Here is a 23,855-nt window from a genome sequence, read left to right as displayed (position 1 = left end):
CCGCCCCCGCCCCGCTCTCGTACGACAACGGAGTCCCCCGAGATGAGACGACGCACCCTGCTGGCAGGCGCCCTCCTCAGCGCCGCGGCGGCCCCCGTCCTCGCCACCGGCACCGCACGCGCCGCCGACCCCGGCCCCTCGGTCACCCGCAAGGGCACCACCCAACTCGACGCGAAAGCCGTCTTCTTCGTCTCCTACGACGGCCTGGTCAACAACAACTCCTTCCAGAAGAACGGGCTGTTGACCTACAAGGGCTACCAGTACGCCACCTGGTACACCTCCACCGGCAACGCGGTCGTCGGCCGCCGCGTCCTCGGCGGCACCACCTGGTCGACCGTCACCCTCTCCCATGTGCTCAAGTCCAGCGACTCCCACAACGTCATCTCCATGGGCGTCTCCAAGGTGGACGGCCGGCTCCACCTCAACATGGACTCCCACAGCGACGGCTTCTTCTACGTCAAGTCGGTGGCAGGACTCCTCGACAACCCGGCGAGCACCTCCTGGACGTCGTCCGTCTTCGGCGCCGTGCAGACCACCCTCGACGGCCTCGCCCTCACCACGCAGTTCACCTACCCGCAGTTCATCGCCACCCCCGAGGGCAGGCTCCAGCTCAGCTACCGCGTCGGCATCTCCGGCAACGGCCGCAACGCCCTCGCCGAGTACGACGGTTCGACGTGGACCGCGCTGGGGGAGTGGACCAGCTCCACCGGGACGTACACCAGCGAGCACGGCTCCTCGACCGCCCGCAACATGTACCTCCACGGCATCGACTACGACGTCAACGGCCGGCTTCACTCCTTCTTCACCTGGCGCGAGCAGAACGGCGCCGTGATGTGCTCCAGCGGCGGCATCACCAACCACGACACGGGTTACGTCTACTCCGACGACCGCGGGCGCACCTGGCGCAACAACGCCGGCACCGTCGTCGGCACCACCGGCGGGTCCGACAGGGTCGCCGTCACCGACAGCGGGCTGGTCGTCGACCCGCTCAACCCGGACCACTCCCTGATGAACCAGGAGAGCCAGTTCACCGACTCCGCCGGCCGCCCGCACGCGATCATCAGCTATGTCCCCGGCCGTTTCGGCCAGTGCACCACCGACTACGTCAGCGACCGCACCGCCAACGGCCGCGCCTTCCACGTCCGCAAGAACTCCTCGGGCACCTGGCAGAAGACGGAGATCCCCGTCCCGCTCAACTCCAGCCAGCGCACCAAACTGGTCCTGGACAAGTACGACAACGCCTACGCGATCTTCCCCTTCGGCCGGATCGCCGGCGCCTCGAAGGCGTCCGGGTACACCGACTGGGCGGTGCTGTCCGACGGCAGCGGGCTGAACGCCTTCGGCGAGGTCGTGATCGACGAACCGCGGGTCAAGGCCGACAACACGCTGTCGTTCATGTACCAGGAGAAGTCGAGCGGGACGACCCCCTCGGCGCTCCACGTCATCGACTTCGCGCTGCCCGCATGACCAGGACAGCGCCCCGGACAGGGGTGCGGCGGTACGACGGTAATGTGAAGGCCGTCCCGCCGTGCCCCGTTCACCTGGAGGTCCCCGCCTGATGGCCCAGTCGGTGGGTATCAAGGACGTCGCCCGTGCCGCCGGAGTCTCCGTCGGCACGGTCTCCAACGTCATCAACCGCCCGGACACCGTCGCCACGGAGACCCGGGCGCGTGTGCTGTCCGCGATCGACCGCCTCGGCTACGTCCGCAGCGAGTCCGCGCGCCAGCTGCGGGCCGGGCGCAGCCGGATCATGGGGCTGCTCGTCCTCGACATGGGCAATCCCTTCTTCGTGGACGTCGCACGCGGTGCCGAGCGGGCCGCCCGTGACGCCGGGCTCGGCGTGATGGTCTGCAACAGCGCCGAGAGCGTGGGCGAGGAGGCCGAGTACCTCTCCCTCTTCGCCGAGCAGCGGGTGCGGGGCGTGCTGCTCACCCCGGCCGACGCGACCGGCCGCAACATCGACTCCTTCCGCCGCCACGGCATCCCGTTCGTGCTGGTCGACCGGGTCTCCGAGGGCACCACCGAGTGCTCGGTGTCCGTGGACGACGTGGCGGGCGGCGCCCTCGCCGTACGGCATCTGATCGACGCGGGGCACCGCTCCATCGCCTACGTCAGCGGCCCGCCCGGCTTCAACCAGGTCCGTGACCGCCGCACCGGCGCGCTGAACGCGCTCGCAGAGGCGGGCCTCGGCCCGCAGTGCCTGCGCGAGCTGCCCACCGAGCGGCTCGACGTGGCCGCGGGCCGGGACGCGGGCGCCCGCCTGCTCGGTCTCGCCGACCGCCCCACGGCCGTGTTCTGCGCCAACGACCTGCTCGCCCTCGGTGTCCTGCAGGCCATGTACGCGGCCGGCGTCAACGTTCCCGACGACCTCGCCATCGTCGGCTACGACGACATCGAGTTCGCCGCCGCCGCGGCCGTCCCCCTCACCTCGGTCCGCCAGCCCGCCGTCACCATGGGCGCGCTCGCCGCCGAGCTGCTGCTGGAGGAGACGGAGGAGAGCGGCCGGGGGCACGAGCACCGACGGGTCGTGCTCCAGCCCGAACTGGTGGTGCGCCGCTCCAGCCTCTCGGTGCGCTGAGCCGCCGTTCAGTAGCTGTTCATGATCCCCCGGGCTCCTGAGCCGCTCGGACATGTGCTGAACTGGGACGCGGCCCGCACCTCGAGCGTCCCAGGAGACCCCTGTTGTCCCTCAGCTACCGCCAGCCCGGCGTCGTACTCACCGATCGCCGCTTCACCGTGCCCCTCGACCACAGCGACCCTTCGGGCGAGACGATCGGGCTGTACGCCCGTGAGGTCGTCGCCAGCGACAAGGCGGACCAGGACCTGCCGTGGCTGCTCTACCTCCAGGGCGGCCCCGGCTTCGGCGCCCACCGCTTCGTCGGCAAGCCGGCCTGGCTCGGGCGCGCGCTGCAGGAGTTCCGCGTGCTGCTGCTGGACCAGCGCGGCACCGGCCACTCCACGCCCGCCAACCGCCAGACGCTGCCACTGCGCGGAGGCCCCGCCGAGCAGGCCGACTACCTGACGCGCTTCCGCGCCGACTCGATCGTCCGTGACTGCGAGCTGGTCCGCCGCGAGGTCACCGGCGGCGCCCCCTGGACCGTCCTCGGCCAGAGCTTCGGCGGCTTCTGCACGGTCAGCTACCTCTCCCTCGCCCCCGAGGGCCTGGCCGCCGCCGTGATCACCGGCGGTCTGCCCTCCCTCGACGCCCACGCCGACGACGTCTACCGCGCCGCCTACCCGCGCATGGAGCGCAAGGTCGCCGCGCACTACGCCCGCTACCCGCAGGACGTCGAACGGATCCGCCGGATCGCCGACCACCTGCTCCACCACGAGGTCACGCTCCCCAACGGATACCGCCTCACCGTCGAGGCCTTCCAGACCCTCGGTATCCTCCTCGGCGGCGGCGAGGGCAGCCACCGTCTCCACCACCTCCTCGAAGAGGCCTTCGTCCCCACCCCGCACGGCCCGCGGTTGTCCGACGCCTTCCAGGAGGAGATCCAGAACCTCCTCTCCTTCGCCGGCCACCCCCTCTACGCCCTCGTCCACGAGGCCATCTACGGCCAGGACGCCCGTCCCACCGCATGGTCGGCAGAGCGGGTGCGCGCCGAGTTCCCGCAGTTCGACGCGGCCAAGGCGCTCACCGGCGACGGACCGCTGCTCCTGACCGGCGAGACCGTCCACCCCTGGATGTTCGACACCGACCCCGCCCTGCGGCCCCTGCGCGAGACCGCCGAGCTCCTCGCCGCCCGTACCGACTGGACGCCCCTGTACGACTCCGCCCGCCTCGCCGCCAACGAGGTCCCGGTCGCGGCCGCGATCTACCACGACGACCTGTACGTCGACACCGCCCACTCCCTGCGCACCGCCCGCGCCATCCGGGGACTGCGCACCTGGGTCACCGACGAGTTCGAACACGACGGCGTCCGGGCGGGCGGCCCCCGCGTCCTGGACCGCCTGCTGGCGCTCCTCCGTGACGAGGTGTGATGCACCGTCACCGATTAGTCTTCAGGCATGACCGAGCCGACGATCACCCAGCTCCGGCCGATGCCCGAGGACTGGCAGCGGGCCCTCGCGGTCGTGGCGCACCCGGACGACCTGGAGTACGGGTGCTCCGCGGCCGTCGCCGCCTGGACCGACGCCGGCCGAGAGGTCGTCTACGTCCTGGCGACCCGCGGCGAGGCGGGCATCGACACCATCGCGCCCGACGAGTGCGGCCCGCTGCGGGAGCGGGAGCAGCGGGCGAGCGCCGCCGTCGTGGGGGTGTCGACGGTCGAGTTCCTCGACCACCGGGACGGTGTGATCGAGTACGGACCCGCCCTGCGCCGCGACATCGCGGCCGCCGTCCGCCGCCACCGCCCCGAACTCGTCATCACCCTCAACCACCGCGACACCTGGGGCTCAGTCGTCTGGAACACGCCCGACCACGTCGCCGTGGGCCGCGCCACGCTCGACGCGGCCGGCGACGCGGGCAACCGCTGGATCTTCCCGGAGCTGACCGAGGAGGGCCTCGAGCCGTGGAACGGCGTGCGCTGGGTCGCGGTCGCCGGTTCGGCCACTCCCACCCACGCCGTCGACGCCTCGGCGGGCCTGGAGCGCGCGGTGCGCTCGCTCCTGGAACACCGCCTCTACATCGAGGCGTTGACCGACGAGGAGCCGGAGACGTACGTACGCGGATTCCTGACCGGGGTGGCCCACTCCGTGGGGGAGCGCTTCGGGGGCAGACCGGCCGTGGCGTTCGAACTGTTCAACCGATAGAGACCGTGCCGACAGGGGGAGTGGCGCAGTGCAGGACACGGACGTACTGGCACAGCGATTCGAGGAGCACCGGGAGCACCTCAAGGCCGTCGCCTACCGGATGCTCGGCTCGCTGGCCGAGGCGGACGACGCCGTCCAGGAGGCCTGGCTGAGACTCAGCCGCAGCGACATCGACGACGTACGCAACCTGGGCGGCTGGCTGACCACCGTGACCGGCCGGGTCTGCCTCGACCTGCTGCGCTCGCGCACCGCACGCCGCGAACAGCCGATGGACGAGGGCTACGACACCTTCGTCCCCGATCCGGTGATCCGCCCCCTGCCCCGGACCGACCCGGAGCAGGAGGTGCTCCAGTCCGACGCGGTGGGGCTCGCTCTGCTGGTCGTCCTGGAGACCCTGGAGCCCGCGGAGCGGCTCGCCTTCGTGCTGCACGACATGTTCGCCGTGCCCTTCGACGACATCGCGCCGATCGTGGAGCGCAGCACGGCCGCGACCCGGCAGCTGGCCAGCCGCGCACGCCGCCGGGTCCAGGGCGCAGCGCCCTCGGCGGAGCCGGACCTGGTCCGGCAGCGCGAGGTGGTGTCCGCCTTCCTGGCCGCCGCCCGCGGCGGTGACTTCGAGGCGCTGCTCGCCGTCCTCCACCCCGATGTGGTGCTGCGTGCCGACGCCGGGGAGCTGGTGCGGGGCGCGGCCGCCTCCAAGGTGGTACGGGGGGCGAAGACGGTGGCCGAACAGGCGATGTTCTTCCGGCAGTTGGCGCCGGCCGGACGGCTCGCTCTGGTGGGGGACGCGGTCGGGATCCTCAACGGCCCCGAAGGGGAGGTGCGTTCCGTCATGGGCGTCACCGTCGTCGACGGCCGGATCGTCGCCCTGCACATCCTGGCCGACCCGGGGCGGGTGGCCGGGCTGGACATCCCGGAGGGAGCGTGAGCGCAGGTCAGTAGGGTGGAGGGTATGCGAGACGAGATGGTGCGCCGGGAGGAACTCCGCGGCGACTGCGGCAACTGCTTCGGCCTGTGCTGCGTGGCCCTGCCCTTCGCCCGGTCCGCGGACTTCGCGTTCGACAAGCCCGCGGGCCGGCCCTGCTCCCATCTGGCGGACGACCACCGCTGCGGCATCCACGACCGGCTCCGGCAGAAGGGCTTCACCGGCTGCACGGTGTACGACTGCTTCGGCGCCGGCCAGAAGGTCTCGCAGCTCACCTTCGGCGGCCGGGACTGGCGGGGCGCACCGGGTGAGCACGCCCGGCGCATGGCCGAGGTCTTCCCGGTCGTCCGCCAGCTGCACGAGTTGCTCTGGTACCTCACCGAGGCCCTCACCCTGCCCGCCGCCCGCCCGGTCCACCCGGAACTGCGCCGGGCCCTGGACAGGACGGAGGAGCTCACCCGGCTGGCCCCGGACGAGCTGGCCGCGCTCGACGTCCCGGCCCACCGCCAGGACGTCAACGTCCTGCTGCTGAAGACCAGCGAACTCACCCGGGCCGGCGTCCGTGGCCGGAGGAAGGACCGTCGGGGCGCCGACCTGATGGGCGCCCGGCTCAAGGGCGCCGACCTGCGCGGCGCGAACCTGCGTGGCGCCTGTCTGATCGCCGCCGACCTCACCGGCGCCGATCTGCGCGGGGCGGATCTCATCGGGGCCGACCTGCGCGACACCGACCTCACCGACGCCGACCTGACCGGCGCGTTCTTCCTGACCCAGCCGCAGGTGAACGCGGCCCGGGGCAGCGCGGGCACCCGGCTGCCGGAGTCAGTCACCCGCCCGGTGCACTGGACAGCGGGGCTCTGACATCGTCCCGTGCGGCACGGACGCGCCCGGCGCGGCTCGGTCCGGCGCGTCCGGGCGCGGCGCGGGCTCGGGGGACCCCACCGGCGCCGTACGGCGTTCCAGTCCCAGCCGCAGCCCCTCCGGCATCAACGTGAGCCGCTCGGCGACCCGCAGCCGGTAGGCCGGGTCGGGCCGCAGGTCGTAGCGGCGCAGCAGCAGTCCGAGCACGAGCGTGGCCTCGTGCAGGGCGAACTGGCGTCCGATGCAGGCCCGTGCTCCCGTGCCGAACGGTTTGAAGGTGTGCGGGGCACGGGAGCGGACGGCGGAGGTGTCGAAGCGGTCCGGATCGAACCGCTCGGCGTGGGCGCCCCACACCTGCGGATCCCGGTGCAGCATCGCCGTCAGCACCAGCGCCCACCCCCCGCGCCGCATCGGATGCTCCCCGCCGAGCACGGTGTCCTCGCGGGCCTCCCGTGCGAACGCGGGCGCCGTCGGCCACAGCCGCAGCGCCTCGTCGAGCACCCGGCGCACGTACCGCAGCTTTGCCACCTGGTCGTAGCCGGGCACCGCCGCGTCTGCCCACACCCGGTCCACCTCGGCCCGGGCGCGCGCCGCGACCTGCGGGTTCAGCGAGAGGTAGTGCAGGGCGAAGGAGAGCGCGCCGGAGGTGGTCTCGTGGCCCGCGACCAGGAAGGTGATGACCTGCCGGCGCACGTTCTGCGCGGACAGCCGCTCGCCCGTCTCGGGGTGCGCGGTGTCGAGCATCCGGTCGAGCAGGTCCCCGTCCCCGCCGCCCCCGCCGCGACGTTTCCGTACGAGGTCGTCGACCGTGCGGTTGAGATGGGCGATGTCGGCCGCGTTCCGTCGCGCGGCACGCCTCAGCAATCGCGGGTGGGGGATGGTGTTGAGGCGCTGCGCGTAGGTGAGCGTGCCCACCATCGCGGTCACGAAGGGGTGCGGGCGGGTGCGCTCGAACGAGCCGAAGTCATGCCCGAAGCCGGTGCGCGCGATCGTCTCCAGGGTCAGCTTGGTCATGTCCCCCGGCACGTCCACGGACCGCCCCGCGGCCAGCTCGCCGTCCCAGTGAGCGGTGAGCCGTTCGGCGACGGCCAGCATCATCGGGTGGTAGGCCGCCATGGCCTCCCGGCTGAACCCCGGCGCGAGCACGTCGTGCGCCAGCTGCCAGTTGGGTTCGTGGTTGTACGCCGTGAACAGCGCGTCCCCGACCACCGGCCGCAGGTTGGCGATCCCCAGTCCCACGTGCTTGGCGAACCGCGACTCGTCCGCCATGTCGGCGGCGAGCTCCGCGCCCCACACGAACACGAACTCCCTGCCGAACGCCTTGCGCCGGAAGATGGGCCCGAGCTGCCGGGCGTACCGCAGGGAGTCCTGCAGGGGTGTGTTCCGGCTCGCGCCCAGGACGTCGCCGAGCAGCGGGAGCCGGTGCGGCGGATGCGGGATGCGGTGCAGCTCCGGCCACCCCAGCTCCGCGCCGCGGAACCCCTTGGGCAACGTCTCCCCGGTCGTCGTCACCGTCTCCGCCATGACGTGATCTCCCTTGATCCAGCGGCAGCCTGGTTCTGTTGTACATGGGTTCAATAGCGCGCCTCAGTCTGATCCGGCCACTGAACCGGCGTCAAGTAAAGTGCGGCCATGGCCGCGAACCAGGGCGAGCGCACCCGGCGCCGACTCAGCACCGAGGAGCGCAGGGAGCAGCTCCTGTCCGTGGGCGCGCGGCTGTTCTCGGAGAGTCCGTACGACGACGTCTGGATCGAGCAGGTCGCCGAGATCGCCGGGGTCTCGCGCGGACTGCTCTACCACTACTTCCCGACCAAACGGGACTTCTTCGCGGCGGTCGTCGAGCGCGAGAGCGAGCGGATGCTGCGGATGACGGCGGCGGTGCCCGGTGTCCCGGTCCGCGAGCAGCTCGCCTCGGGCCTCGACACCTACCTGGAGTACGTCGAGACCCACGCGCACGGCTATCGCGCCTTCCACCGGGCGGACGCGGCCGGCGACCAGACCGTCCGCCGTGTCTACCAACGGGCGCTCGCGGCGCAGGAGCAGCAGATCCTGGCCGCCCTCGGCGCCGACCCGGAGTTCGGCCCCCTCTTCGAGGGGCGCCCCGATGTCCGCCTGGCGGTGCGCGGCTGGCTGGCCTTCACGACGGCCGTCTGCCTGGAGTGGCTGCGGGGGCGGGATCTGACGCGGGAGCAGGTGCGGGAGCTGTGCGCGCGGGCGCTGCTCGGGGTCATCACGGACTGAAAGGTGCCGTAAAAGATCACCTGTGCCGGTTGGCGTACGCCTGGAACTCCGATAGGTTAGGCAAGGCTTACCTAAGGAGGTCTGGGATGGGTGACAGCCACAGCTGGACGGCGGTGCCCGGTGCGGCCGAGCGGGCCAGGTCGGTGCTGGCAGCCGCATGGTCCTGCACGGTGACCGCGGACGGCGGCCGCGAGGAGTTCGTCGGCGCGCACACCGTCGACGAGGACGGGCGGGTGCACGTGCGCGTGCCCGAGGACAGCTTCCTGCGCACGGCGGCGATCTGCGCGCCCCGCGGCGAGCCGTCCGCCGTCCTGGAGTTCGCCGACGTCGCGCCCGTCCCCGTGCGAGGCCGTGTCCGCGCCAGGCTCTGGCTCGCCGGCTGGTTCGCCCCAGAGGACGACCACCTGGTCTTCCACGCCACCCGGGTCGTGCTGAAACAGCCCTGCGGCGCGGTCGTCGTCCCCCTCGACGAGTTCGCGGAGGCCCGGCCCGACCCCCTCGCCATCGCCGAGGCCCAGCTGCTCACCCATCTCGCCGACGCCCACCCCGACGCCGTCGAGCGGCTCACCCGGCTCGTCTCGAGCGACAGTCTGCACGGTGCCGTACGGGTCCAGCCGCTCGCCGTCGACCGGCACGGACTGACGCTGCGCATCGAACGCGCCCGCGCCCACGGCGACGTACGCCTGCCCTTCCACGCGCCCGCCGACGACCTCGGACAGCTCACCGAGCGCATGCACGTCCTGCTCGGCCAGGCGAGCGCCGCGTCATGCCCGCGCGCCCTACAGCGGCAGCGCACAGACGGCGACGGGTGACGCGAACGGCTCGCCCGTGAGCCGCAGCGCACCGCTCCCGCCGTCCACCTCGAAGACGCTGACGGTGCCGGAGCGCTGGTTCGCCGCGAACAGCAGACCGCCGTCCGGCGAGAGAGCGATCTGCCGGGGGAAGTCCCCTTCCACCGGGACCGTGCCGAGCAGCCGCAGCCGGGCCCCGTCCGCCTCCACCGCGTAGCGCGCGAGCGTGTTGTCGCCGCGGTTGGCGAGGTAGGCGTACGCGCCGTCCGGCGTGAGCGCCACCTGCGCCGGATAGTTGGGGTCCGCCCCGGCCCCCGTGGACTGCGGCGCGCCGATGGTCAGCCGGCCTGTGGAGGCGTCGTAGGCGCAGACGGCGACCGTGTCGTCGGCCTCGTTGGCGAGGTAGGCGTGCCGGCCGCCGGGGTGGAACGTGAGGTGGCGCGGTCCCGCGCCCGGCCGGGTGTGTGCCCGCGCGACCTCTCTCAGCGTGCCCGCCCTCTCGTCCAGCCGGTAGCTGTACACCGTGTCGGTGCCGAGGTCGACGGCCAGGACGTGTCCGCCGTCCGGCGCGGTGATGAACTGGTGCGCGTGCGGGCCCTGTTGGCCCGGGCCGGGTGCGGGACTGGTGTGTCTGACCAGGTCGGTGCGCTCGCCCAGCGCCCCCGAGGCCGCGATCGGGTGCACGGCCACACTTCCCGAGCCGTAGTCGGCGCTCAGCAGCCAGCGCCCGCCCGGATGCACGGACAGATGACAGGGCTGGGCCCCGCCCGTCGCCCGGCTGCCCAGCACCTTCCGGTCCGACAGCCGTACGGCGGTCACGGAGCCCTTCGCGCGCTCGTCGACCGCGTACAGCGTTCCGCCGTCCGGGTGCACCGCCAGATACGACGGGTCCGGGACGCCGGTGATCGTGCCCCGGCCGGTGATCCGCCCCGTCGAGGGGTCGTACGAGGCGACGCCCACGCCCTTTCCGCCGCCCTCGGCGGAGGTGTAGGTCCCGATGTAGAGGGGCCGGGGGCCGGAGGGGCTCGGGGAGGACGACGGCGGCGCGGACGGCGACCCCTGCCGGGGCGGCGCGGCTTCCCGCGGCTCCCGGACCTCCCGGGTGCCACCGTCGTCGCCGCATCCGGCCAGCACCGCCGCCGCGGCCGCGCCGCCGAGCACCCCGACGAAGCGGCGCCTGCTCCAGCTTCCGCACGCCCCTTCCGTCCCACCGCTCATGCCCGCACCTCAGGTCGTCGTATGCCCCCGCCGTGACAGCCACCTTGACGTGAACCGGCTGCCGAACGCAAAGCGGGAAGACCCAGGACCCGCTACCAGTCGCCGTCCTCCACCGGCTTCCCCGGCGCGTCCTTCAGGTGGTGCACCTGGCCGGGCGCGGGCTCCTGCCACGGGTCCAGGTCGGCGCCGAGCCAGTCGCCCACCGGCTGCACGGCGGCCAGGGTGTCGCTGGGGGCGACGTCGTGCGCGTCCTGGTCGTAGTAGTCGTACCAGGGCAGACCGGCCTTGGTGTACGCGGCGCGGTCCACGGGGGAGGGCGGGGGCTCCTCGCCGGTGATGCGGCGCCACTCCGGCGGAGTCACCAGGTGCACGAAGACACGGGCGGCGGGTTCCTCGGTGTAGTCCGAGACGGGGCGGGTGTCCCGGTAGACCTCCTGCCGCATCGAACCGCCCACCCCCAGGCCCATCGCGGCGGCGGCCCGGGGCCGGGGCGCGCTCCCCGGAGCGGGGGCCGCGGCGGGCATCATCGGCATCGCGCCCGGCGCGGGCGGGGCGCCGTACCCGCCCACCGACTTCACGCTCGTCGTCCGCGAGGAGAGCCGGCGCTCGGCCTCCCGCCAGGCGGCGCGCTTCTCCTCGTTCAGCGGGAACGACTGCAGCTGGACCCCGCCCCACACCTCCTCGCCGGTGACCTGGCCCTCCACGGTCGCGCCCATCCCGAGCGGCACCGCCACGAACTGGCGGACCGTGCCCTTCCCGGAATTGATGCCGTCCAGCCAGGGCTGGCGCGGCAGCGCCACGTAGTTCTGCGGGTCGCGGGAGAGCCGGTCGCTCCAGGGCTTCCCGGAGACCGCGCACACCTTGCCCGCCCCGACCTGCAGCGCGGCCGGCTCCGCCGAGCCCGCGAAGCCCAGCCACATCGCCTCGCGCAGATACATCGGCAGCATCACGCCACCGCGCGCCAGCCAGTCGGCGGGCACGGTGTCCCGGTGGTCGGCGACCCGGCGGACGGGGAACACACCCAGGCCGGGCGGCAGATCGTGCGTGCCGCTCTCCGGCAGCCGCAGCGTCCGCATGAACCGCACCGCCACCCCGCCCGGCAGCCTCAGTGTGTCCCCGTCGATCCGTACCGCGGTGCCGGCCATCGGCATGCTCCCTCACGATCCCGCGCCGGCCCCGTCCCGGCGTCTGTCAGAGAGAACGCCGGCTGATCCCCGTGCGGTTCCGCCACAGCTCCTCCTGAACGCCCAGACGCTCGCGCAGCCGGGTCAGACGCGGCATGCGTTCGCGCTGCTCCGCCGAGACGTGGTCCAGTTCCTCCAGCAGACGGCGCGAGCGGTACTCGGTGTCGAGCTCGTCGAGCATCCGGTTCACCTCGGTCAGGAGGGCGCCGTGCAGCTGCCACTGCCGGGCGTCGTGCTGGAGCTGCTCCAGGAGCAGCTGGGCCAGCTTGTCGCGGGTGGCCGCGGCCTGCCGCAGCTCCGCGGTGAGCCGGGCCTCGGCGGCGTCCGCGTTCAGGCTCACCTGTGTCGTGACCAGCACCGCGAAGCTGACCACGGCGTTGGCGATCTCCGACAGCAGCCGCTCCACGGCCTCGCCGGTCTCGGCCGCGAACAGCGGCCGCGGCTCACGCTCCTTGGCGAGATCGGTCAGGGTGCGGGCCAGCACCCGCACGACGACCGTGCAGATCTCCAGGGTGTCCAGCCCGGTGCGCAGCACCACCCGGTGCAGCAATCCCTCCTGGACCCGGGGATTGAGCCGCAGACTCTCCTCGGCCTGCCGGAGCGCCGCGTCCACCTCCACGATGTCGTGGTCGAGCCGGCGTGCCTCGTGCAGCCGGGCCGCCGCCTGCTCGACCGCAGGGCGGCCGGCGGCCTCCTCCCCGATGCGCAGCATCAGCTGCCGCAGCCGGCGGGCCAGCCCCTCGATCGACTCGCCCGCCTCCTCGACCCACACCGGAGGCGGCAGCAGCAGATTGACGCCGAGCCCGACGACCGCGCCGATCAGGGTCTCCACGATCCGCGCCCACGCGGTGTCCCCGACGGTGGTGACACCGAGCACCAGCATCGCGCTGATCGCCACCTCGGGCACGTACTCGTCCACCCGCACCAGATGACCGACGGCCAGCGCGGCCAGGATCAGCAGCGCGAGGCTCCACCAGGTCAGACCCACCAGCTGGCTGAAGGCGATGGCGACCAGAACACCGGCCACCACCGCGTTGACCCGCCGGACGCTGTTGGTGAGCGTGGCGAACAGGGTGACCTGGACGACCAGCAGCGCGGTCAGCGGCGAGGTGAGGGGGGCGGCCTCGGGACTGAGCCGTAGCGCGACGACGTACGCGATCGTGGCCGCCGCGGTGGAGCGGAAAGCCTGGACGACCACGGGTTCCCTGTGGCGCCGCACGAACCGCACGAGCGGCGCCGCCCGCTCACTCACCTCTCGCATTCCCGGACCAGTTCCCCTTTCCCTCAGTGCTCGAACGTTTCTTCCGTCCCCAGGGTGCCCTCGCAGGGTGGGGAAGGGTAGTCGGCGGCGCGCGGGCGGCTCGGCGTCATGTCGACCGAGGGAGCGATCGCCGGCTCCCCGGCCCGGCACCACCGTCGTCTGTTCGCCTCCGGCGGGAGGCCACGGCACCGGGGGCCACACGCCCGCCGCCGGCACACCCAGGACGTCGGCGGGTGCGACGAGTTCCGTGCGGTTCGCGGCGTGCCGACGCGCGGACAGGCGACGGAGCCGGTAGGTCACGCCGTCCGGGGTGAGTCCCCTCTCGCGTCGGCGCGCGGTCGCGCCACGTCACGGCGTCCCGCTCGGCGTGCTCACCCGTGGGGTACCCGGAGAGGGTGGGCCGCCTGCCAGGCCAGTCTCCGGTCCGCGCCCTCGCCGACGGAGGTGAGCAACTCGTCCAGCGCCAGGAACTCCTCCCAAAGCGGCCGGCCCGCCGCCCGCGACAGCTCGGCCACCACCAGGTCCTCCAGGTCGGCCACCCGCTTGTTCTTCCACACCTTGTCGGCCAGGCTCACCAGGAGATCGTCGACGCCGACGCCCGGTGCGTGCCAGGAGGCGTGACTTCGCGCGAAGCGCGCCCGCTCCGGGGCCACCCCACGCGCCAGCAGCAGCTCCAGCCCCGCCTCCTCGTGCTGGGCCCCGGGACCCGACAGCTCACCGGGGTGCACCACCTTGCCGACGTCGTGCGTGGCCGCTCCGAACAGCACCGCATCGCGGTCCACGGCCAGTCCGGGGCAGTGCGCGCCGACCCATTCGACGAGCTGCGCCGCGACCTCGTGCACGGCCCGCAGATGCGCGACGAGCCGGGGTGGCGCCCCGATGTCCGCGAGCAGCTCCGCGACCTCCCCCGGGAGCGGCCGCAGCGCCGGATCCGACGTCTCGTCCCTCGCGATCGACAGCAGGTACCGGATGGTGGTCATCGGGGCAGCCTAACGACCCCGCACACGGCCGGCCGGCAAGGCCCCGCGCCCGCTCGTGACCGCGCGTTCATGTGGACCCGCGGCACGCCTCCACCCCGGTGAGGCCTTCCGCGCCCTGTACCGGGACCGCACGCCCGGCACCGACGACAAGGCGGCGAGGCGTGGCGGGAGGAGCTGCACAACGCGGGAACGGCTTAGCTCACCCCGTGAACTAAGGGCTGGAGGAATATCGCGCCCGGCCCGTCCCCGGCGGTATCTTGCAGGTCGGGCAGGGTGCGGAGGGAGCGTCATGGCGGAGCGGAACGGGCGTACGGTACGCGATCTCAGGCGGGCCAACCGCACGGCCGTCCTGCAACGGCTCTACTTCGACGGCCCCCTCAGCCGCTTCGAGCTGGGCCCGGCCACCGGGCTGAGCTCCGGCTCGATCAGCAACGTGGTCGCCGACCTGGTCGCCGACGGGCTGGTCGAGGAGGCCGGCAGCGTCGACTCCGACGGCGGCCGCCCCCGCATCCTGCTGCGCGCCGTCCCCACCAGCGGTCACATGATCGGCGTGGATGTCGGCGAGACCCGGGTGCGGATCGAGCTGTTCGACCTCACCCTCACCGAACTCGCCCGCACCGAACGCCCCTTGGAAAGGCAACGGTACGAGGTCGAGGGGATCGTCGGCCACATACGCGACGGCGTCACCGAGGTGCTCGCGACGGCGGACCTCGCCCCCGACCGGCTCCTCGGCGTCGGTGTCGGCGTCCCCGGCATCGTCGAGCACACCCCCGAGCACGGCGCCGTCGTGCACGGCCAGACCATCGGCTGGGACGCCGTACCCCTGGAGGCGCTGTTGCGGGAGGGCTCACCGCTGCCCGCGAGCGTCCCGTACTTCATCGACAACGGCGCCAGGACCCTCGGCCAGGCCGAGATGTGGTTCGGCGGCGGACGCGGCGCCCGCAACGCCGTCGTCGTCCTCTTCGGTTCCGGCGTCGGCGCGAGCCTCGTCACCCCCGATGCGGAGCAGGGCCGGGCCCTCGAATGGGGGCATCTGACCGTACGGGTGCGGGGCCGCCGCTGCCGCTGCGGGGCCCTCGGCTGCCTGGAGGCCTACGCGGGAGCCGAGGCGCTCCTGGACCGCTGGCGGGAGGCAGGCGGACGGCCGCCCACCGACACCGACGAGGAGAGCGCGCTCACCGCGATGCTCGCCGCCGCCCACCCGGCCGACGGCAGTGAGGCCGACCCCGTGGCCCGCGCCGTGCTGGACGAGACCGCCGAGTACCTCGGCGCCGGCCTCTCCGATCTGATCAACCTCTTCCAGCCCGAGCGCATCCTCATCGGCGGCTGGGCCGGCCTCCGGCTCGGCGCCCGCTTCCTGCCCGCCGTACGCCGCCACGCCACCGCGTACGCCCTGCGTCACCCGGCCCGGAAGGCCACCGTCGAACTGGGCCGGCTCGGTCCCGACGCGGTCACCGTGGGCGCGGCGATCCTGCCGCTCGCCGACTTCTTCGCCCGGGGCGGCAGGCGCCCCGAGCCTCTGCCCAGCGGCCCGCGGCCCGTCTGGCGCACGACCCTGGAGGAACGCCCTCCGCATTGACGTTTCGCCGGTCCCGGCAGAGGTACTCGCGCCTGCACCGAACCACCCCGAAGGGAGCACGCCGTGGCCGACCACCGCGACGAGGGCCCCGGCGAGAACGGCACGCCGATCCCCCGCGACCTGCCCGACCAGCAGGCCGACGCGGGCGAGGACCCCTGGGACGTGAACGAACTCCAGGAGCCCGACGCCGACGTCCCCGACACCGACGAGGCGGGTACCGGCCGCCAGGGTGCCCCGCACACGGCCGCCGCCAACCCCGAACAGCCGGTACCGGACGAGCCCTCCGCCTGAGCCGGGACTCGAGTGCGGTCGGTGCCCGGAGCCCTCAGCCCACCTTCCGCCCCCGCATCGGAGCCGTGGCCTCGCCGTTTCCGGCGCGCAGGCCCTGCAGGAACTCCTGGAGCACCTCCGTGGCCGTGTGCTCCGGTCGCCAGCCCAGTTCGGTGCGGGCGCGGGTGCAGTCCATCAGGGGCAGGCGCAGGACCGCGTCGAAGAGGTGGGGCGAGGCGGGCAGGAGGCGCAGGTTCCAGGCCGCGGCGATCGCGGAGCGGGCCGCCGTACGGGGCAGGCGAACCGGACGGGCGCCGAACATCTCGCCCAGCAGGTCCGCGTCCACGGCGGGCTCGGCCGCGAGATTGAACGCGCCGCGCACGTCGGTCCGCAGGGCGAGCCGGTAGGCCTCGGCCGCGTCGTCGGTGTGCAGCGCCTGCACCCGCAGTCCCGGGATGTCGGGCAGGAACGGCAGCAGCTCAGGGCGGGCGACCGGCCCCGGCAGGAACCTGCCGCCGAAGATGCGCCGCTGCTCGCTCGCCGACTCCCGCTTGAACAGGAACGCCGGCCGCATCCGGACCACGCGCACCGCCGGATGCTCCCGCTCGAAGATGTCCAGGGCCCGTTCCAGATAGGCCTTCTCCCGGCAGTACGCGGCGTCCGGCCAGCCGTGCGTCGGCCATGACTCGTCCACCTCGTGGTCCTTGGGACCCGGGGAGTACGCGCCCACCGACGACGCGTGCACCAGCACGGGCACCTTCGCCGCGGCCGCCGCCTCGAACACCCGCATGCTCCCCAGCACATTGGTGCGCCAGGTCACCGCCGGATCGTGCGTCGGCTGGAACGCCCAGGCCAGGTGCACCACGGCGTCGGCGCCCTGGAACAGCCCGGTCGGATCCACGTCGTCGGACGCAAGGTCGACCCCGGTCCACTCGGTCTTCGGCGGCGCCCAGTCCGGGACCCGCCGCGCCAGGCCCCGCACCGAGGCGACGCCCGGATCCTCCGACAGCAGGCGCACCACGCTCGTTCCGACGTTGCCGGTGGCCCCCGTGACGACGACGGCACTGCCCGTTGAGCTGGTCACTTTCGGCTCCTCTCGGCGGTCCTGCGGAGACCCACCGAGTACCCCCGCGGTCGGGTCCGCAAAGTCCCGCCCGGCTCTCCGGGCGGGCGGCGCCACATCGCGGACCCGACCTGGCTGGTGCCGCACAGGCAGGCAACGGGCGAATGGCGCCTGCCGCGGCACAAGGGTGTGTGGTGAAAGCCCCGCCTGCCCGGCGGCGCTACTTCACCACACGCCCTGGCCGGCGAACGCGTTCACGCCCGTCAGCTCCGCCGACAGCTCCCACAGGCGGGCCGCCTGCTCCGGGTCCGTCGCCCAGGCCTTCACCCCGACCCGCTCGCCGTCCTCGGGGGCGGGCCCCGCGATCTCGCAGTCCTCCAGGTAGACGCCGCCCATGCCGTCCAGCTGCGGCGAGGTCGCCGCCCACACCTGGGTGGCCGCGCCCTGTTCCGGGGTCTTGAAGCCGGGCTGCGGGATCGGGTTGCCGTCCTCGTCGATCCAGCCGTTCGCCACCATCTCCTCCTTGGGCAGATGCCGCTGCAGAGGCGTGAGGATCCCGCCGGGGTGGAGTGAGAAGGCCCGCACACCGCGGTCCCGGGCGAGCGCGTCCAGATGGACGGCGAACAGCACGTTCGCGGTCTTCGCCTGCCCGTATGCCTGCCACTTGTCGTAGCCGTGCCGCCAGTGCACGTCGTCCCAGCGCATCCCGGAGAAGTGGTGGCCGCGCGAGGACACGGACACGACACGGGCCCCGCCCGGCTCGATCGCCGGCCACAGACGGTTGACGAGGGCGAAGTGACCGAGGTGGTTCGTGGCGAACTGGGCCTCCCAGCCGGGCCCGACCCTGGTCAGCGGACAGGCCATGATCCCCGCGTTGTCGATGACGAGGTCGACCGTGCGGTCGGTGGCGAGGAACCGGTCGGCGAAGGCGCGCACGCTGTCGAGGTCGCCGAGGTCCAGCTCGTCCACCTCGACGTTCTCGATGCCGGCGAGGTTCTCGCGGGCGGTGTCCGGGCGGCGGGCGGGGACGACGACCCGGGCGCCCGCCTTGACGAGTGCACGGGTCGTCTCGAGGCCGAGGCCGGAGTAGCCGCCCGTGACGATCGCCAGCTTCCCGGTCAGGCCGATGCCCCGCAGGACGTCGTCGGCGGTGCTCGTGGCGCCGAAGCCCGAGCCGATCTTGTGCTGTGCGGTGTCGCTGTTGCTCATGCCCGGAACGCTACGAATTGGAGTGCCCTCGAAGTCAAGCGCCGCCCCCGCGGATCCCTCGCGTCCCTCCGCGGCACCGGCCTCAGGCCAGCGGACTCTGCCTCAGCGACGCCAGCAGGTCGGCGGGATCCTCGTACACCGCCTGAGCGCCCGCCTCCACCAGGTCGGCACGCGGGATCCCGCCGCACAGCACGCCCACACAGCGCACTCCGGCCCGGCGGCCCGCCCGCATGTCCCACACCGTGTCGCCCACGAACACGGCCCGCTCGGCGGGGATCCCGGCCAGCTCCAGGGCGTGCTCCACGGGTTCGGGGGCGGGCTTGCCCTCCTTCACGTCGTCCGCGCTCGCCGTCGCGGCGATGGCCTCGTCGGCGTCGATGGCCCGGCGCAGCGCCGACAGTTCGGCCCCGCTCGCGGAGGTGGCGAGGACGACCGTCCAGCCGTCGCCGTGCAGGCGTTTCAGCAGCCGCCCGGCGTCCGCCATCGGCGGCAGCCGGTCGAAGTACTGCCCGTACAGCGCCTTGTGGGCGGCGCTGAGGCCGGCGTCCTGGTCCTTGTCGCGGTCCTCGCCCAGCAGGTGGTCGATCAGGTCGTCGGAGCCGAGTCCCACGGCCCGGTGCACGGCGTGCATGGGCACCCGGTGGCCTGCCTGCCGGAAGGCCTCCCACCAGGTGGTCACATGCAGGTGGTTGGTGTCGACGAGGGTGCCGTCGACGTCGAAGACGGCGGCGCGTTCCATGGGCGGTCCTCTCTCTCGCGGCGCACGGGTACCACGTCAGGTGCCCCCCACGCCCGCCGGGACCCGCCCCTCCCGGGTCCACGCCAGCAGCCCGTCCATCGGCCAGGTGGTCACCACCCGCCCCGGAGGCACCCCGCACTCCTCCGCCCGCGCGCAGCCGAGGATCTGCCAGTCCAGCTGACCGGGCGCGTGCGCGTCCGTGTCGATCGAGAAGAGGACACCCGCGTCCACGGCCCGGCGCAGCAGCCGCCGGGGCGGGTCCAGCCGCTCCGGCCGGCTGTTGATCTCCACGGCCGTACCGGACTCGGCGCAGGCCGCGAACACCTCGTCAGCGTCGAACTCCGACTCCGGCCGCCCCCGACCCGTCACCAGGCGTCCCGTGCAGTGCCCGAGCACGTTCGCGTGCGGATGGCGTACGGCCTTCACCATGCGCCGGGTCATCGCGCGGGACTCCATGCGCAGCTTGGAGTGCACGGACACGACGACCACGTCGACCCGTTCGAGCAGTTCGGGCTCCTGGTCGAGGGAGCCGTCGTCGAGGATGTCGCACTCGATGCCGGTCAGCAGCCGGAACGGCGCCCAGGTCGCGTTCAGCTCCTCGACGACCTCCAGTTGCCGGCGCAGCCGCTCCGGCGACAGCCCGCGGGCCACCGTCAGCCGCGGCGAGTGGTCGGTCAGTACGGCCCACTCGTGGCCGAGGTCGGCCGCCGTCCGGCCCATCTCCTCGATCGGGCTGCCGCCGTCCGACCAGTCGGAGTGCAGATGGCAGTCCCCGCGCAGCAGCGCCCGCAGCCGGCCACCGGCCCCGTCGGTGAGGGGCCGCCCCACCTCGCCCTGCAGTTTCCGCAGGTAGGACGGCACTTCCCCGGCGAGCGCCTCGTGCACCACCTGGGCCGTCTTCGGGCCCACTCCCTTCAGTGCCTCCAGCGTCCCGGCCTCGGCGCGCCGGGACACCTCCTCGCCGGGCAGCCGCGACAGCACCCGGGCCGCCGTACGGAACGCCTTCACCCGGTACGTCGGCGCCAGGGACCGCTCCAGCAGAAAGGCGATCCGGTCCAGGGCCTCGACGGGATCCATCGCCACCTCCTGGCTCCAGAGTTCCCCAGCCCGGCGCCTCCCGCACGACGGGCGGCACGGTTTGTCACCCGGGTACCCGGGTACTGCGGAGCACCGTCCCCCCTCCCGAGGAGGTCCCATGTCCGCCCCCGCCGCGCCCCGCCCCCGGGTGGCCCTGATCACCGGAGCCGACTCCGGCATCGGCCGCGCCACCGCCGTACGCCTCGCCGCGGCGGGGATGGACATCGGGATCACCTGGCACAGCGACCTCAAGGGTGCGGAGGAGACCGCCGAGGAGGTCCGGGCGCACGGCAGGCGGGCCGCCGTCGCCCAGCTCGACCTGACCCGGCTGCCCACCGCAGCCGGGACGGTGGACGAGTTGTGCGACCGGCTCGGCCGGATCGACGTGCTGGTCAACAACGCGGGTACGGGCACCATGACGCCGTTCCTCGACCTGGAACTCGACGACGTGCGCCGGGTGCTGGACGTGGATCTGGTCGGGCCGTTCCTGTGCGGGCAGAAGGCGGCCCGGCACATGATCGCGCAGGGCGACGGCGGCCGGATCGTCAACGTCACCTCGGTGCACGAGCACCAGCCGCGCGTCGGCGCCGCGCCGTACTGCGCGGCCAAGGGCGGCCTCGGGCTGCTCACCCAGGTCATGGCACTGGAACTCGCCGAGTACGGCATCACCGTCAACGCGGTCGCCCCCGGCGAGATCGCCACCCCGATGACCGGGCAGGAGGACGTCGACGTGCACGCCGTCGACCGGCCCGGTGTACCGCTGGGCCGCCCCGGCGACGCCCGCGAGGTCGCCGCCGTCATCGCCTTCCTGGCCGGCCCCGACGCCTCCTACGTCACCGGCGCGTCCTGGGCCGTCGACGGCGGCATGCTCCGGATGGGCCCCCAGGCGGGATCACACCTGGACGGCGACGACTGGCGCCGGACCTGAGGCGAGGGGTGGCCGTCGCCCGTCCGGTCCGATTCCGGCGATTCGTACCGACCGGTTGCGATTTACGCTCTATTACATGACCGAAGTCGCGAGCCCCTACATCTCCCATCCACGGATCATGGTGCTCGGCGTACAGCCGGGCACGCCGCCGTTCCGGATCGTGGAGATCGACGGTGAAGTGGTCGGTGAGGCGCATGCCGTCACCGACGTCCTGGAGACGGCCGCCGCGTTCGGCATCACCGTCCACGACCTCGACGATCCCGACGTGGTCCGCTGGGTGGGCGGGGACCGGTACACCTGGAAACCGCGCTAGGGCGTGTGGTGAAAGCGGCGTCGTCCGCCCGGAGGGCGGGCCCGGCGCCGCCGGGCAGGCGGGACTTCACCACACGACCTATGGGTGTTTCGCCCGGCCGCGGCGGTGTCGCGGGTGGACCGCGCGGCTCACGCGGCGGCCGAGCAGCAGGTAACCGAGCAGCGCGCCCGCCGTGTTGAGGATGACGTCGTCGATGTCGAAGGCGCGCCCGGTCACCAGCGCGCCCTGCGCGAACTCCACGAGGAGCATCACGGACGCCGTCAGCAGCAGCACGCGCAGCATGCCGCGCGCCTGCGGCGCGAGCACCGGCACCAGGATGCCGAACGGCACCCCGAGCAGCACGTTCCCGCCGATCTGCTTGACCGCGTCGCGCAGCTCGGGCTGGTCGAGGTAGGCCCGTAGCGAGCGGCCCGGACGCAGGTTCGTGTGCACCAGCGCCTCGGAGGCGGGCGACGGCTCCAGCGTGAGCCGCGCCAGCAGGACGGCGAACCCCACCATGAAGGCGAACGCGAACAGCATGGCCAGGAGGCGGAGGGGGAAGGCGAGCGGCCGGCGTGCGGGTGGCTCCGGCTTCCTCTCCGGCTTGTCCCGCTTGGTGGTGCGCAGGCGGAACCCGGGGAACGGACGTGAGGCTGAGCGGGCCATGCGGTCCTCCAGTCTTCAACTGACCTGCGACATAGGGCGGTTACCCAGGTACGGCCGCAGGATGCGGCGGGGAAGGCGCCAGTCGGCGTTTCCGTACCGGCTGCCGGGGCACTCCGTGCTTGGATACGCAACCGGAGCAAAGCCGAACAAAGTGATCAGTCCTGGGGAGGAGGCGCGCATGCACCGGCGTACGGCGCTTCTCACCCTGGGGGAGCTGCTCGCCTGGTGGGCCGCTCTCGCCCTGCTCTGGCTGCTGCTCATCAGCACCGTCGACCCCCTCGAACTCGCGGTCGGCGCCGGTGCCTCGGCCGTCGCGGCGCTCGCGGCCCGGGCGGCCCGGCGGGCGGTGACCGACCGGTGAACGGCTGGCTGTGCGCGGCGGCCGTCGTCCTGGCCGGGGGAGTGGGCGCCACCGTGTGGGGCGTCGCCACCGGCCCGCTGCGCCGCCGTGTCGTCGCCCAGAACCTCTGCACCGCCCTCGCCTGTCCCGGTCTGCTGCTCCTCTCGCAGGGCTACGACCGTCCCTCCTACGTCGATCTCGCCCTCGTCCTCGCCCTGCTGGGCCCCGTCGGCACCCTCGTCTTCGCCCGGCTGCTCGCCGACGAACTCGCCGGGGACCCGCCGCGCGCCCGGGGCGTCACCTGGGCGGTCGCGGGACTCGGGGCGGCCGTCGTGGCGGCCCTGTGCGTGGCCGCGGGCCCGAGCCGGGAGACGGGCAAGCTGCTGGTCGTCGGCGCGCTGCTGATCGGCGGCAACGTCATGGCCTCACGGGCGCTGTCCGGCGGCTTCGGCGGGGTGCGCGGTGGCTGACGTGCTGACCGACGTAGTGATCGTCGTCGCGCTGCTGCTGGTCGCGGCCGCCGCCACCGTGGCCGTCGCCACCCGCGACCCGATGCGCCAGGCCCTCGTACTCGCCGTCCTCGGCACCGCACTGGCTCTTCTCTTCACCGTCCTGCAGGCCCCCGACGTCGGCCTGTCCCAACTGGCCGTGGGCTCCGCGCTCACTCCGCTGCTGCTGATGCTGACGGTCCGCAAGGTGCGGCGCCGGCCACGGCGGAAGGAGGACGGGCCGTGAACCCCCGCTTCCGCCTGTGGCTCGTCTGCGCGGGCGGCACCGGACTCGCCGCGCTCCTCGTCGCCGCCTGTCTCGACCTGCCCCGCTTCGGCGGCGACCGGCACCCCTACGGCGACCGCGCGGTCCACGCCTCGCTCGCCCGGCACAGCGCCAACACCATCGCCTCCGTCAACTTCGACCAGCGCGCCTTCGACACCCTCGGCGAGATGGCCATCCTGTTCGCGGCCGTCCTCGGCTGTGTGGTCCTGCTGCGCCAGGCCCGCGACGAACGCCGCGCCCGCCCCGAACCCGCCGAGGTCGCCGCCCCCGTCCGCCGCTACGCCCTCCTCGTCCTGCCCGTCGCCCTGCTCACCGGCCTCTACGTCATCGCCCACGGCCAGCTCAGCCCCGGCGGCGGCTTCCAGGGCGGGGTCGTCGCCGCGACCTCCCTGCACCTGCTCTACCTCGGCGCCGACTACCGCGCCCTGGAACGCGTCCGGCCCCTCGGCATCTACGAGGTCGGCGACGCCCTCTCCGCCTCCGCCTACCTCGTCACCGGACTCGCCGCGGTCCTCGCCGGCACCGCGTTCCTCGCCAACACCCTGCTGCCGTACGGCACGTTCAACAGCCTGTCGTCCGGCGGCACCGTCCCGCTGCTGAACGCGGCGATCGGCATGGAGGTCGCCTGCGCGGTCGTCGTGCTGCTCGCCCGCTTCCTGGACCAGGCCGTGGAAATCGAGGAGGAGAGCGGAAGGTGACCTCCGT

26 protein-coding genes are annotated in these 23,855 nt (G+C 73.3%); 16 read left to right on the top strand and 10 right to left on the bottom strand.

The genetic code is table 11. The features are described 5' to 3' along the window. The first annotated feature begins 42 nt into the window (after positions 1-42). From ACIBVL_RS07750 to ACIBVL_RS07725, 6 genes are all read left to right on the top strand, one after another. The gene (locus ACIBVL_RS07750) at positions 43-1,467 is read left to right on the top strand and encodes a BNR repeat-containing protein (RefSeq protein ID WP_399093492.1); all 1,425 of its coding nucleotides are present in this window, start codon (positions 43-45) and stop codon (positions 1,465-1,467) included. 91 nt (positions 1,468-1,558) lie between these two features. Continuing rightward, positions 1,559-2,578 (top strand): LacI family DNA-binding transcriptional regulator, encoded by a 1,020-nt coding sequence (locus ACIBVL_RS07745; RefSeq protein WP_399093489.1) that lies wholly within the window; start codon positions 1,559-1,561, stop codon positions 2,576-2,578. A 104-nt stretch (positions 2,579-2,682) separates the two neighbouring features. Then, the gene (locus ACIBVL_RS07740) at positions 2,683-3,984 is read left to right on the top strand and encodes an alpha/beta fold hydrolase (RefSeq protein ID WP_399093486.1); all 1,302 of its coding nucleotides are present in this window, start codon (positions 2,683-2,685) and stop codon (positions 3,982-3,984) included. Positions 3,985-4,011: 27 nt separating this feature from the next. Then, a complete protein-coding gene (locus ACIBVL_RS07735; protein WP_399093483.1) occupies positions 4,012-4,755 on the top strand; it encodes a PIG-L deacetylase family protein in 744 nt (247 codons plus the stop codon). Between the two features lie 28 nt (positions 4,756-4,783). Next, a complete protein-coding gene (locus ACIBVL_RS07730; protein WP_399093480.1) occupies positions 4,784-5,683 on the top strand; it encodes a sigma-70 family RNA polymerase sigma factor in 900 nt (299 codons plus the stop codon). A gap of 24 nt (positions 5,684-5,707) precedes the next feature. Then, on the top strand, positions 5,708-6,538 hold the full coding sequence (locus tag ACIBVL_RS07725; protein ID WP_399093477.1) for a pentapeptide repeat-containing protein: 831 nt from the start codon (positions 5,708-5,710) through the stop codon (positions 6,536-6,538). On the opposite strand, the gene ACIBVL_RS07720 is transcribed toward ACIBVL_RS07725, so the two are convergent. Further along, positions 6,500-8,062 carry a cytochrome P450 gene (locus ACIBVL_RS07720; protein ID WP_399093474.1) on the bottom strand — a complete coding sequence of 521 codons (1,563 nt, stop codon included), beginning with the start codon at positions 8,060-8,062 and terminating at the stop codon, positions 6,500-6,502. The genes ACIBVL_RS07725 and ACIBVL_RS07720 overlap by 39 nt on opposite strands. A gap of 108 nt (positions 8,063-8,170) precedes the next feature. Here ACIBVL_RS07720 and ACIBVL_RS07715 point away from each other — a divergent pair, with 108 nt between their 5' ends. Both ACIBVL_RS07715 and ACIBVL_RS07710 read left to right on the top strand, forming a co-directional pair. After that, the gene (locus ACIBVL_RS07715; RefSeq protein ID WP_399093471.1) at positions 8,171-8,779 is read left to right on the top strand and encodes a TetR/AcrR family transcriptional regulator; all 609 of its coding nucleotides are present in this window, start codon (positions 8,171-8,173) and stop codon (positions 8,777-8,779) included. An 86-nt stretch (positions 8,780-8,865) separates the two neighbouring features. Next, positions 8,866-9,591: a DUF2470 domain-containing protein gene (locus ACIBVL_RS07710; RefSeq protein WP_399093468.1), complete on the top strand. Its 726-nt coding sequence runs from the start codon at positions 8,866-8,868 to the stop codon at positions 9,589-9,591. Here the strand turns inward: ACIBVL_RS07710 and ACIBVL_RS07705 are convergent. The 4 genes from ACIBVL_RS07705 to ACIBVL_RS07690 form a co-directional block, all read right to left on the bottom strand. Next, complete coding sequence (locus ACIBVL_RS07705) at positions 9,559-10,788, bottom strand: lactonase family protein (protein ID WP_399093465.1); 1,230 nt, start codon at positions 10,786-10,788, stop codon at positions 9,559-9,561. The two genes, ACIBVL_RS07710 and ACIBVL_RS07705, sit on opposite strands and share 33 nt — an antisense overlap. Before the next feature lie 92 nt (positions 10,789-10,880). After that, on the bottom strand, positions 10,881-11,933 hold the full coding sequence (locus ACIBVL_RS07700; protein WP_399093462.1) for a hypothetical protein: 1,053 nt from the start codon (positions 11,931-11,933) through the stop codon (positions 10,881-10,883). Positions 11,934-11,979: 46 nt separating this feature from the next. Next, the gene (locus tag ACIBVL_RS07695) at positions 11,980-13,233 is read right to left on the bottom strand and encodes an FUSC family protein (protein WP_399093459.1); all 1,254 of its coding nucleotides are present in this window, start codon (positions 13,231-13,233) and stop codon (positions 11,980-11,982) included. A gap of 371 nt (positions 13,234-13,604) precedes the next feature. Beyond that, entirely contained in the window at positions 13,605-14,213 is a 609-nt protein-coding gene (locus ACIBVL_RS07690) for an HDIG domain-containing metalloprotein (RefSeq protein ID WP_399093455.1), read from the bottom strand. A 289-nt stretch (positions 14,214-14,502) separates the two neighbouring features. On the opposite strand from ACIBVL_RS07690, the gene ACIBVL_RS07685 reads away from it, so the two are divergent. Both ACIBVL_RS07685 and ACIBVL_RS07680 read left to right on the top strand, forming a co-directional pair. Further along, a complete protein-coding gene (locus tag ACIBVL_RS07685) occupies positions 14,503-15,792 on the top strand; it encodes an ROK family protein (RefSeq protein WP_399093452.1) in 1,290 nt (429 codons plus the stop codon). A gap of 63 nt (positions 15,793-15,855) precedes the next feature. Further along, positions 15,856-16,083, top strand: a complete 228-nt coding sequence (locus ACIBVL_RS07680; RefSeq protein WP_399093449.1) for a hypothetical protein — start codon at positions 15,856-15,858, stop codon at positions 16,081-16,083. A gap of 34 nt (positions 16,084-16,117) precedes the next feature. On the opposite strand, the gene ACIBVL_RS07675 is transcribed toward ACIBVL_RS07680, so the two are convergent. The 4 genes from ACIBVL_RS07675 to ACIBVL_RS07660 all read right to left on the bottom strand — a co-directional run bounded on the left by ACIBVL_RS07675 (position 16,118) and on the right by ACIBVL_RS07660 (position 20,150). Continuing rightward, positions 16,118-17,146 carry an SDR family oxidoreductase gene (locus ACIBVL_RS07675; protein WP_399093446.1) on the bottom strand — a complete coding sequence of 343 codons (1,029 nt, stop codon included), beginning with the start codon at positions 17,144-17,146 and terminating at the stop codon, positions 16,118-16,120. A 204-nt stretch (positions 17,147-17,350) separates the two neighbouring features. Beyond that, on the bottom strand, positions 17,351-18,334 hold the full coding sequence (locus ACIBVL_RS07670) for an SDR family NAD(P)-dependent oxidoreductase (protein WP_399093443.1): 984 nt from the start codon (positions 18,332-18,334) through the stop codon (positions 17,351-17,353). Positions 18,335-18,416: 82 nt separating this feature from the next. Continuing rightward, entirely contained in the window at positions 18,417-19,073 is a 657-nt protein-coding gene (locus ACIBVL_RS07665; protein ID WP_399093440.1) for an HAD family hydrolase, read from the bottom strand. A 36-nt stretch (positions 19,074-19,109) separates the two neighbouring features. Next, positions 19,110-20,150, bottom strand: a complete 1,041-nt coding sequence (locus ACIBVL_RS07660; RefSeq protein WP_399093437.1) for a PHP domain-containing protein — start codon at positions 20,148-20,150, stop codon at positions 19,110-19,112. 118 nt (positions 20,151-20,268) lie between these two features. Here ACIBVL_RS07660 and ACIBVL_RS07655 point away from each other — a divergent pair, with 118 nt between their 5' ends. Together ACIBVL_RS07655 and ACIBVL_RS07650 are read left to right on the top strand one after the other, a co-directional pair. Beyond that, complete coding sequence (locus tag ACIBVL_RS07655; protein WP_399093434.1) at positions 20,269-21,078, top strand: SDR family oxidoreductase; 810 nt, start codon at positions 20,269-20,271, stop codon at positions 21,076-21,078. Between the two features lie 76 nt (positions 21,079-21,154). After that, entirely contained in the window at positions 21,155-21,391 is a 237-nt protein-coding gene (locus ACIBVL_RS07650) for a hypothetical protein (RefSeq protein WP_399093431.1), read from the top strand. Between the two features lie 78 nt (positions 21,392-21,469). On the opposite strand, the gene ACIBVL_RS07645 is transcribed toward ACIBVL_RS07650, so the two are convergent. Further along, the gene (locus ACIBVL_RS07645; RefSeq protein ID WP_399093428.1) at positions 21,470-22,036 is read right to left on the bottom strand and encodes a VanZ family protein; all 567 of its coding nucleotides are present in this window, start codon (positions 22,034-22,036) and stop codon (positions 21,470-21,472) included. Between the two features lie 178 nt (positions 22,037-22,214). Between ACIBVL_RS07645 and ACIBVL_RS07640 the strand changes: the two genes are divergently transcribed. The 4 genes from ACIBVL_RS07640 to ACIBVL_RS07625 are packed head-to-tail and all read left to right on the top strand — an operon-like array spanning position 22,215 to position 23,848. After that, complete coding sequence (locus ACIBVL_RS07640; protein ID WP_399093425.1) at positions 22,215-22,397, top strand: hypothetical protein; 183 nt, start codon at positions 22,215-22,217, stop codon at positions 22,395-22,397. Continuing rightward, a complete protein-coding gene (locus tag ACIBVL_RS07635) occupies positions 22,394-22,846 on the top strand; it encodes a monovalent cation/H+ antiporter complex subunit F (protein WP_399093422.1) in 453 nt (150 codons plus the stop codon). The genes ACIBVL_RS07640 and ACIBVL_RS07635 overlap by 4 nt, the downstream gene beginning before the upstream one ends. 4 nt (positions 22,847-22,850) lie before the next feature. Beyond that, positions 22,851-23,111, top strand: coding sequence for a Na(+)/H(+) antiporter subunit B (locus ACIBVL_RS07630; protein WP_399094827.1), 261 nt, complete (start codon positions 22,851-22,853; stop codon positions 23,109-23,111). Next, positions 23,108-23,848, top strand: coding sequence for an MnhB domain-containing protein (locus tag ACIBVL_RS07625; RefSeq protein ID WP_399093419.1), 741 nt, complete (start codon positions 23,108-23,110; stop codon positions 23,846-23,848). The genes ACIBVL_RS07630 and ACIBVL_RS07625 overlap by 4 nt, the downstream gene beginning before the upstream one ends. The last annotated feature ends 7 nt before the right edge of the window (positions 23,849-23,855 follow it).

It is taken from the genome of Streptomyces sp. NPDC049687 (assembly GCF_044465285.1).
Classification (GTDB): Bacteria; Actinomycetota; Actinomycetes; order Streptomycetales; family Streptomycetaceae; genus Streptomyces.
This window is presented reverse-complemented; position numbering and strand designations above follow the sequence as displayed.

Coding starts and splice junctions, on each gene's coding strand:
- ACIBVL_RS07750 (WP_399093492.1), top strand. CDS start 43: ATGAGACGACGCACCCTGCTGGCAGGCGCCCTCCTCAGCGCCGCGGCG.
- ACIBVL_RS07745 (WP_399093489.1), top strand. CDS start 1,559: ATGGCCCAGTCGGTGGGTATCAAGGACGTCGCCCGTGCCGCCGGAGTC.
- ACIBVL_RS07735 (WP_399093483.1), top strand. CDS start 4,012: ATGACCGAGCCGACGATCACCCAGCTCCGGCCGATGCCCGAGGACTGG.
- ACIBVL_RS07725 (WP_399093477.1), top strand. CDS start 5,708: ATGCGAGACGAGATGGTGCGCCGGGAGGAACTCCGCGGCGACTGCGGC.
- ACIBVL_RS07720 (WP_399093474.1), bottom strand. CDS start 8,062: ATGGCGGAGACGGTGACGACGACCGGGGAGACGTTGCCCAAGGGGTTC.
- ACIBVL_RS07715 (WP_399093471.1), top strand. CDS start 8,171: ATGGCCGCGAACCAGGGCGAGCGCACCCGGCGCCGACTCAGCACCGAG.
- ACIBVL_RS07710 (WP_399093468.1), top strand. CDS start 8,866: ATGGGTGACAGCCACAGCTGGACGGCGGTGCCCGGTGCGGCCGAGCGG.
- ACIBVL_RS07705 (WP_399093465.1), bottom strand. CDS start 10,788: ATGAGCGGTGGGACGGAAGGGGCGTGCGGAAGCTGGAGCAGGCGCCGC.
- ACIBVL_RS07700 (WP_399093462.1), bottom strand. CDS start 11,933: ATGGCCGGCACCGCGGTACGGATCGACGGGGACACACTGAGGCTGCCG.
- ACIBVL_RS07695 (WP_399093459.1), bottom strand. CDS start 13,233: ATGCGAGAGGTGAGTGAGCGGGCGGCGCCGCTCGTGCGGTTCGTGCGG.
- ACIBVL_RS07690 (WP_399093455.1), bottom strand. CDS start 14,213: ATGACCACCATCCGGTACCTGCTGTCGATCGCGAGGGACGAGACGTCG.
- ACIBVL_RS07685 (WP_399093452.1), top strand. CDS start 14,503: ATGGCGGAGCGGAACGGGCGTACGGTACGCGATCTCAGGCGGGCCAAC.
- ACIBVL_RS07670 (WP_399093443.1), bottom strand. CDS start 18,334: ATGAGCAACAGCGACACCGCACAGCACAAGATCGGCTCGGGCTTCGGC.
- ACIBVL_RS07665 (WP_399093440.1), bottom strand. CDS start 19,073: ATGGAACGCGCCGCCGTCTTCGACGTCGACGGCACCCTCGTCGACACC.
- ACIBVL_RS07660 (WP_399093437.1), bottom strand. CDS start 20,150: ATGGATCCCGTCGAGGCCCTGGACCGGATCGCCTTTCTGCTGGAGCGG.
- ACIBVL_RS07655 (WP_399093434.1), top strand. CDS start 20,269: ATGTCCGCCCCCGCCGCGCCCCGCCCCCGGGTGGCCCTGATCACCGGA.
- ACIBVL_RS07650 (WP_399093431.1), top strand. CDS start 21,155: ATGACCGAAGTCGCGAGCCCCTACATCTCCCATCCACGGATCATGGTG.
- ACIBVL_RS07645 (WP_399093428.1), bottom strand. CDS start 22,036: ATGGCCCGCTCAGCCTCACGTCCGTTCCCCGGGTTCCGCCTGCGCACC.
- ACIBVL_RS07640 (WP_399093425.1), top strand. CDS start 22,215: ATGCACCGGCGTACGGCGCTTCTCACCCTGGGGGAGCTGCTCGCCTGG.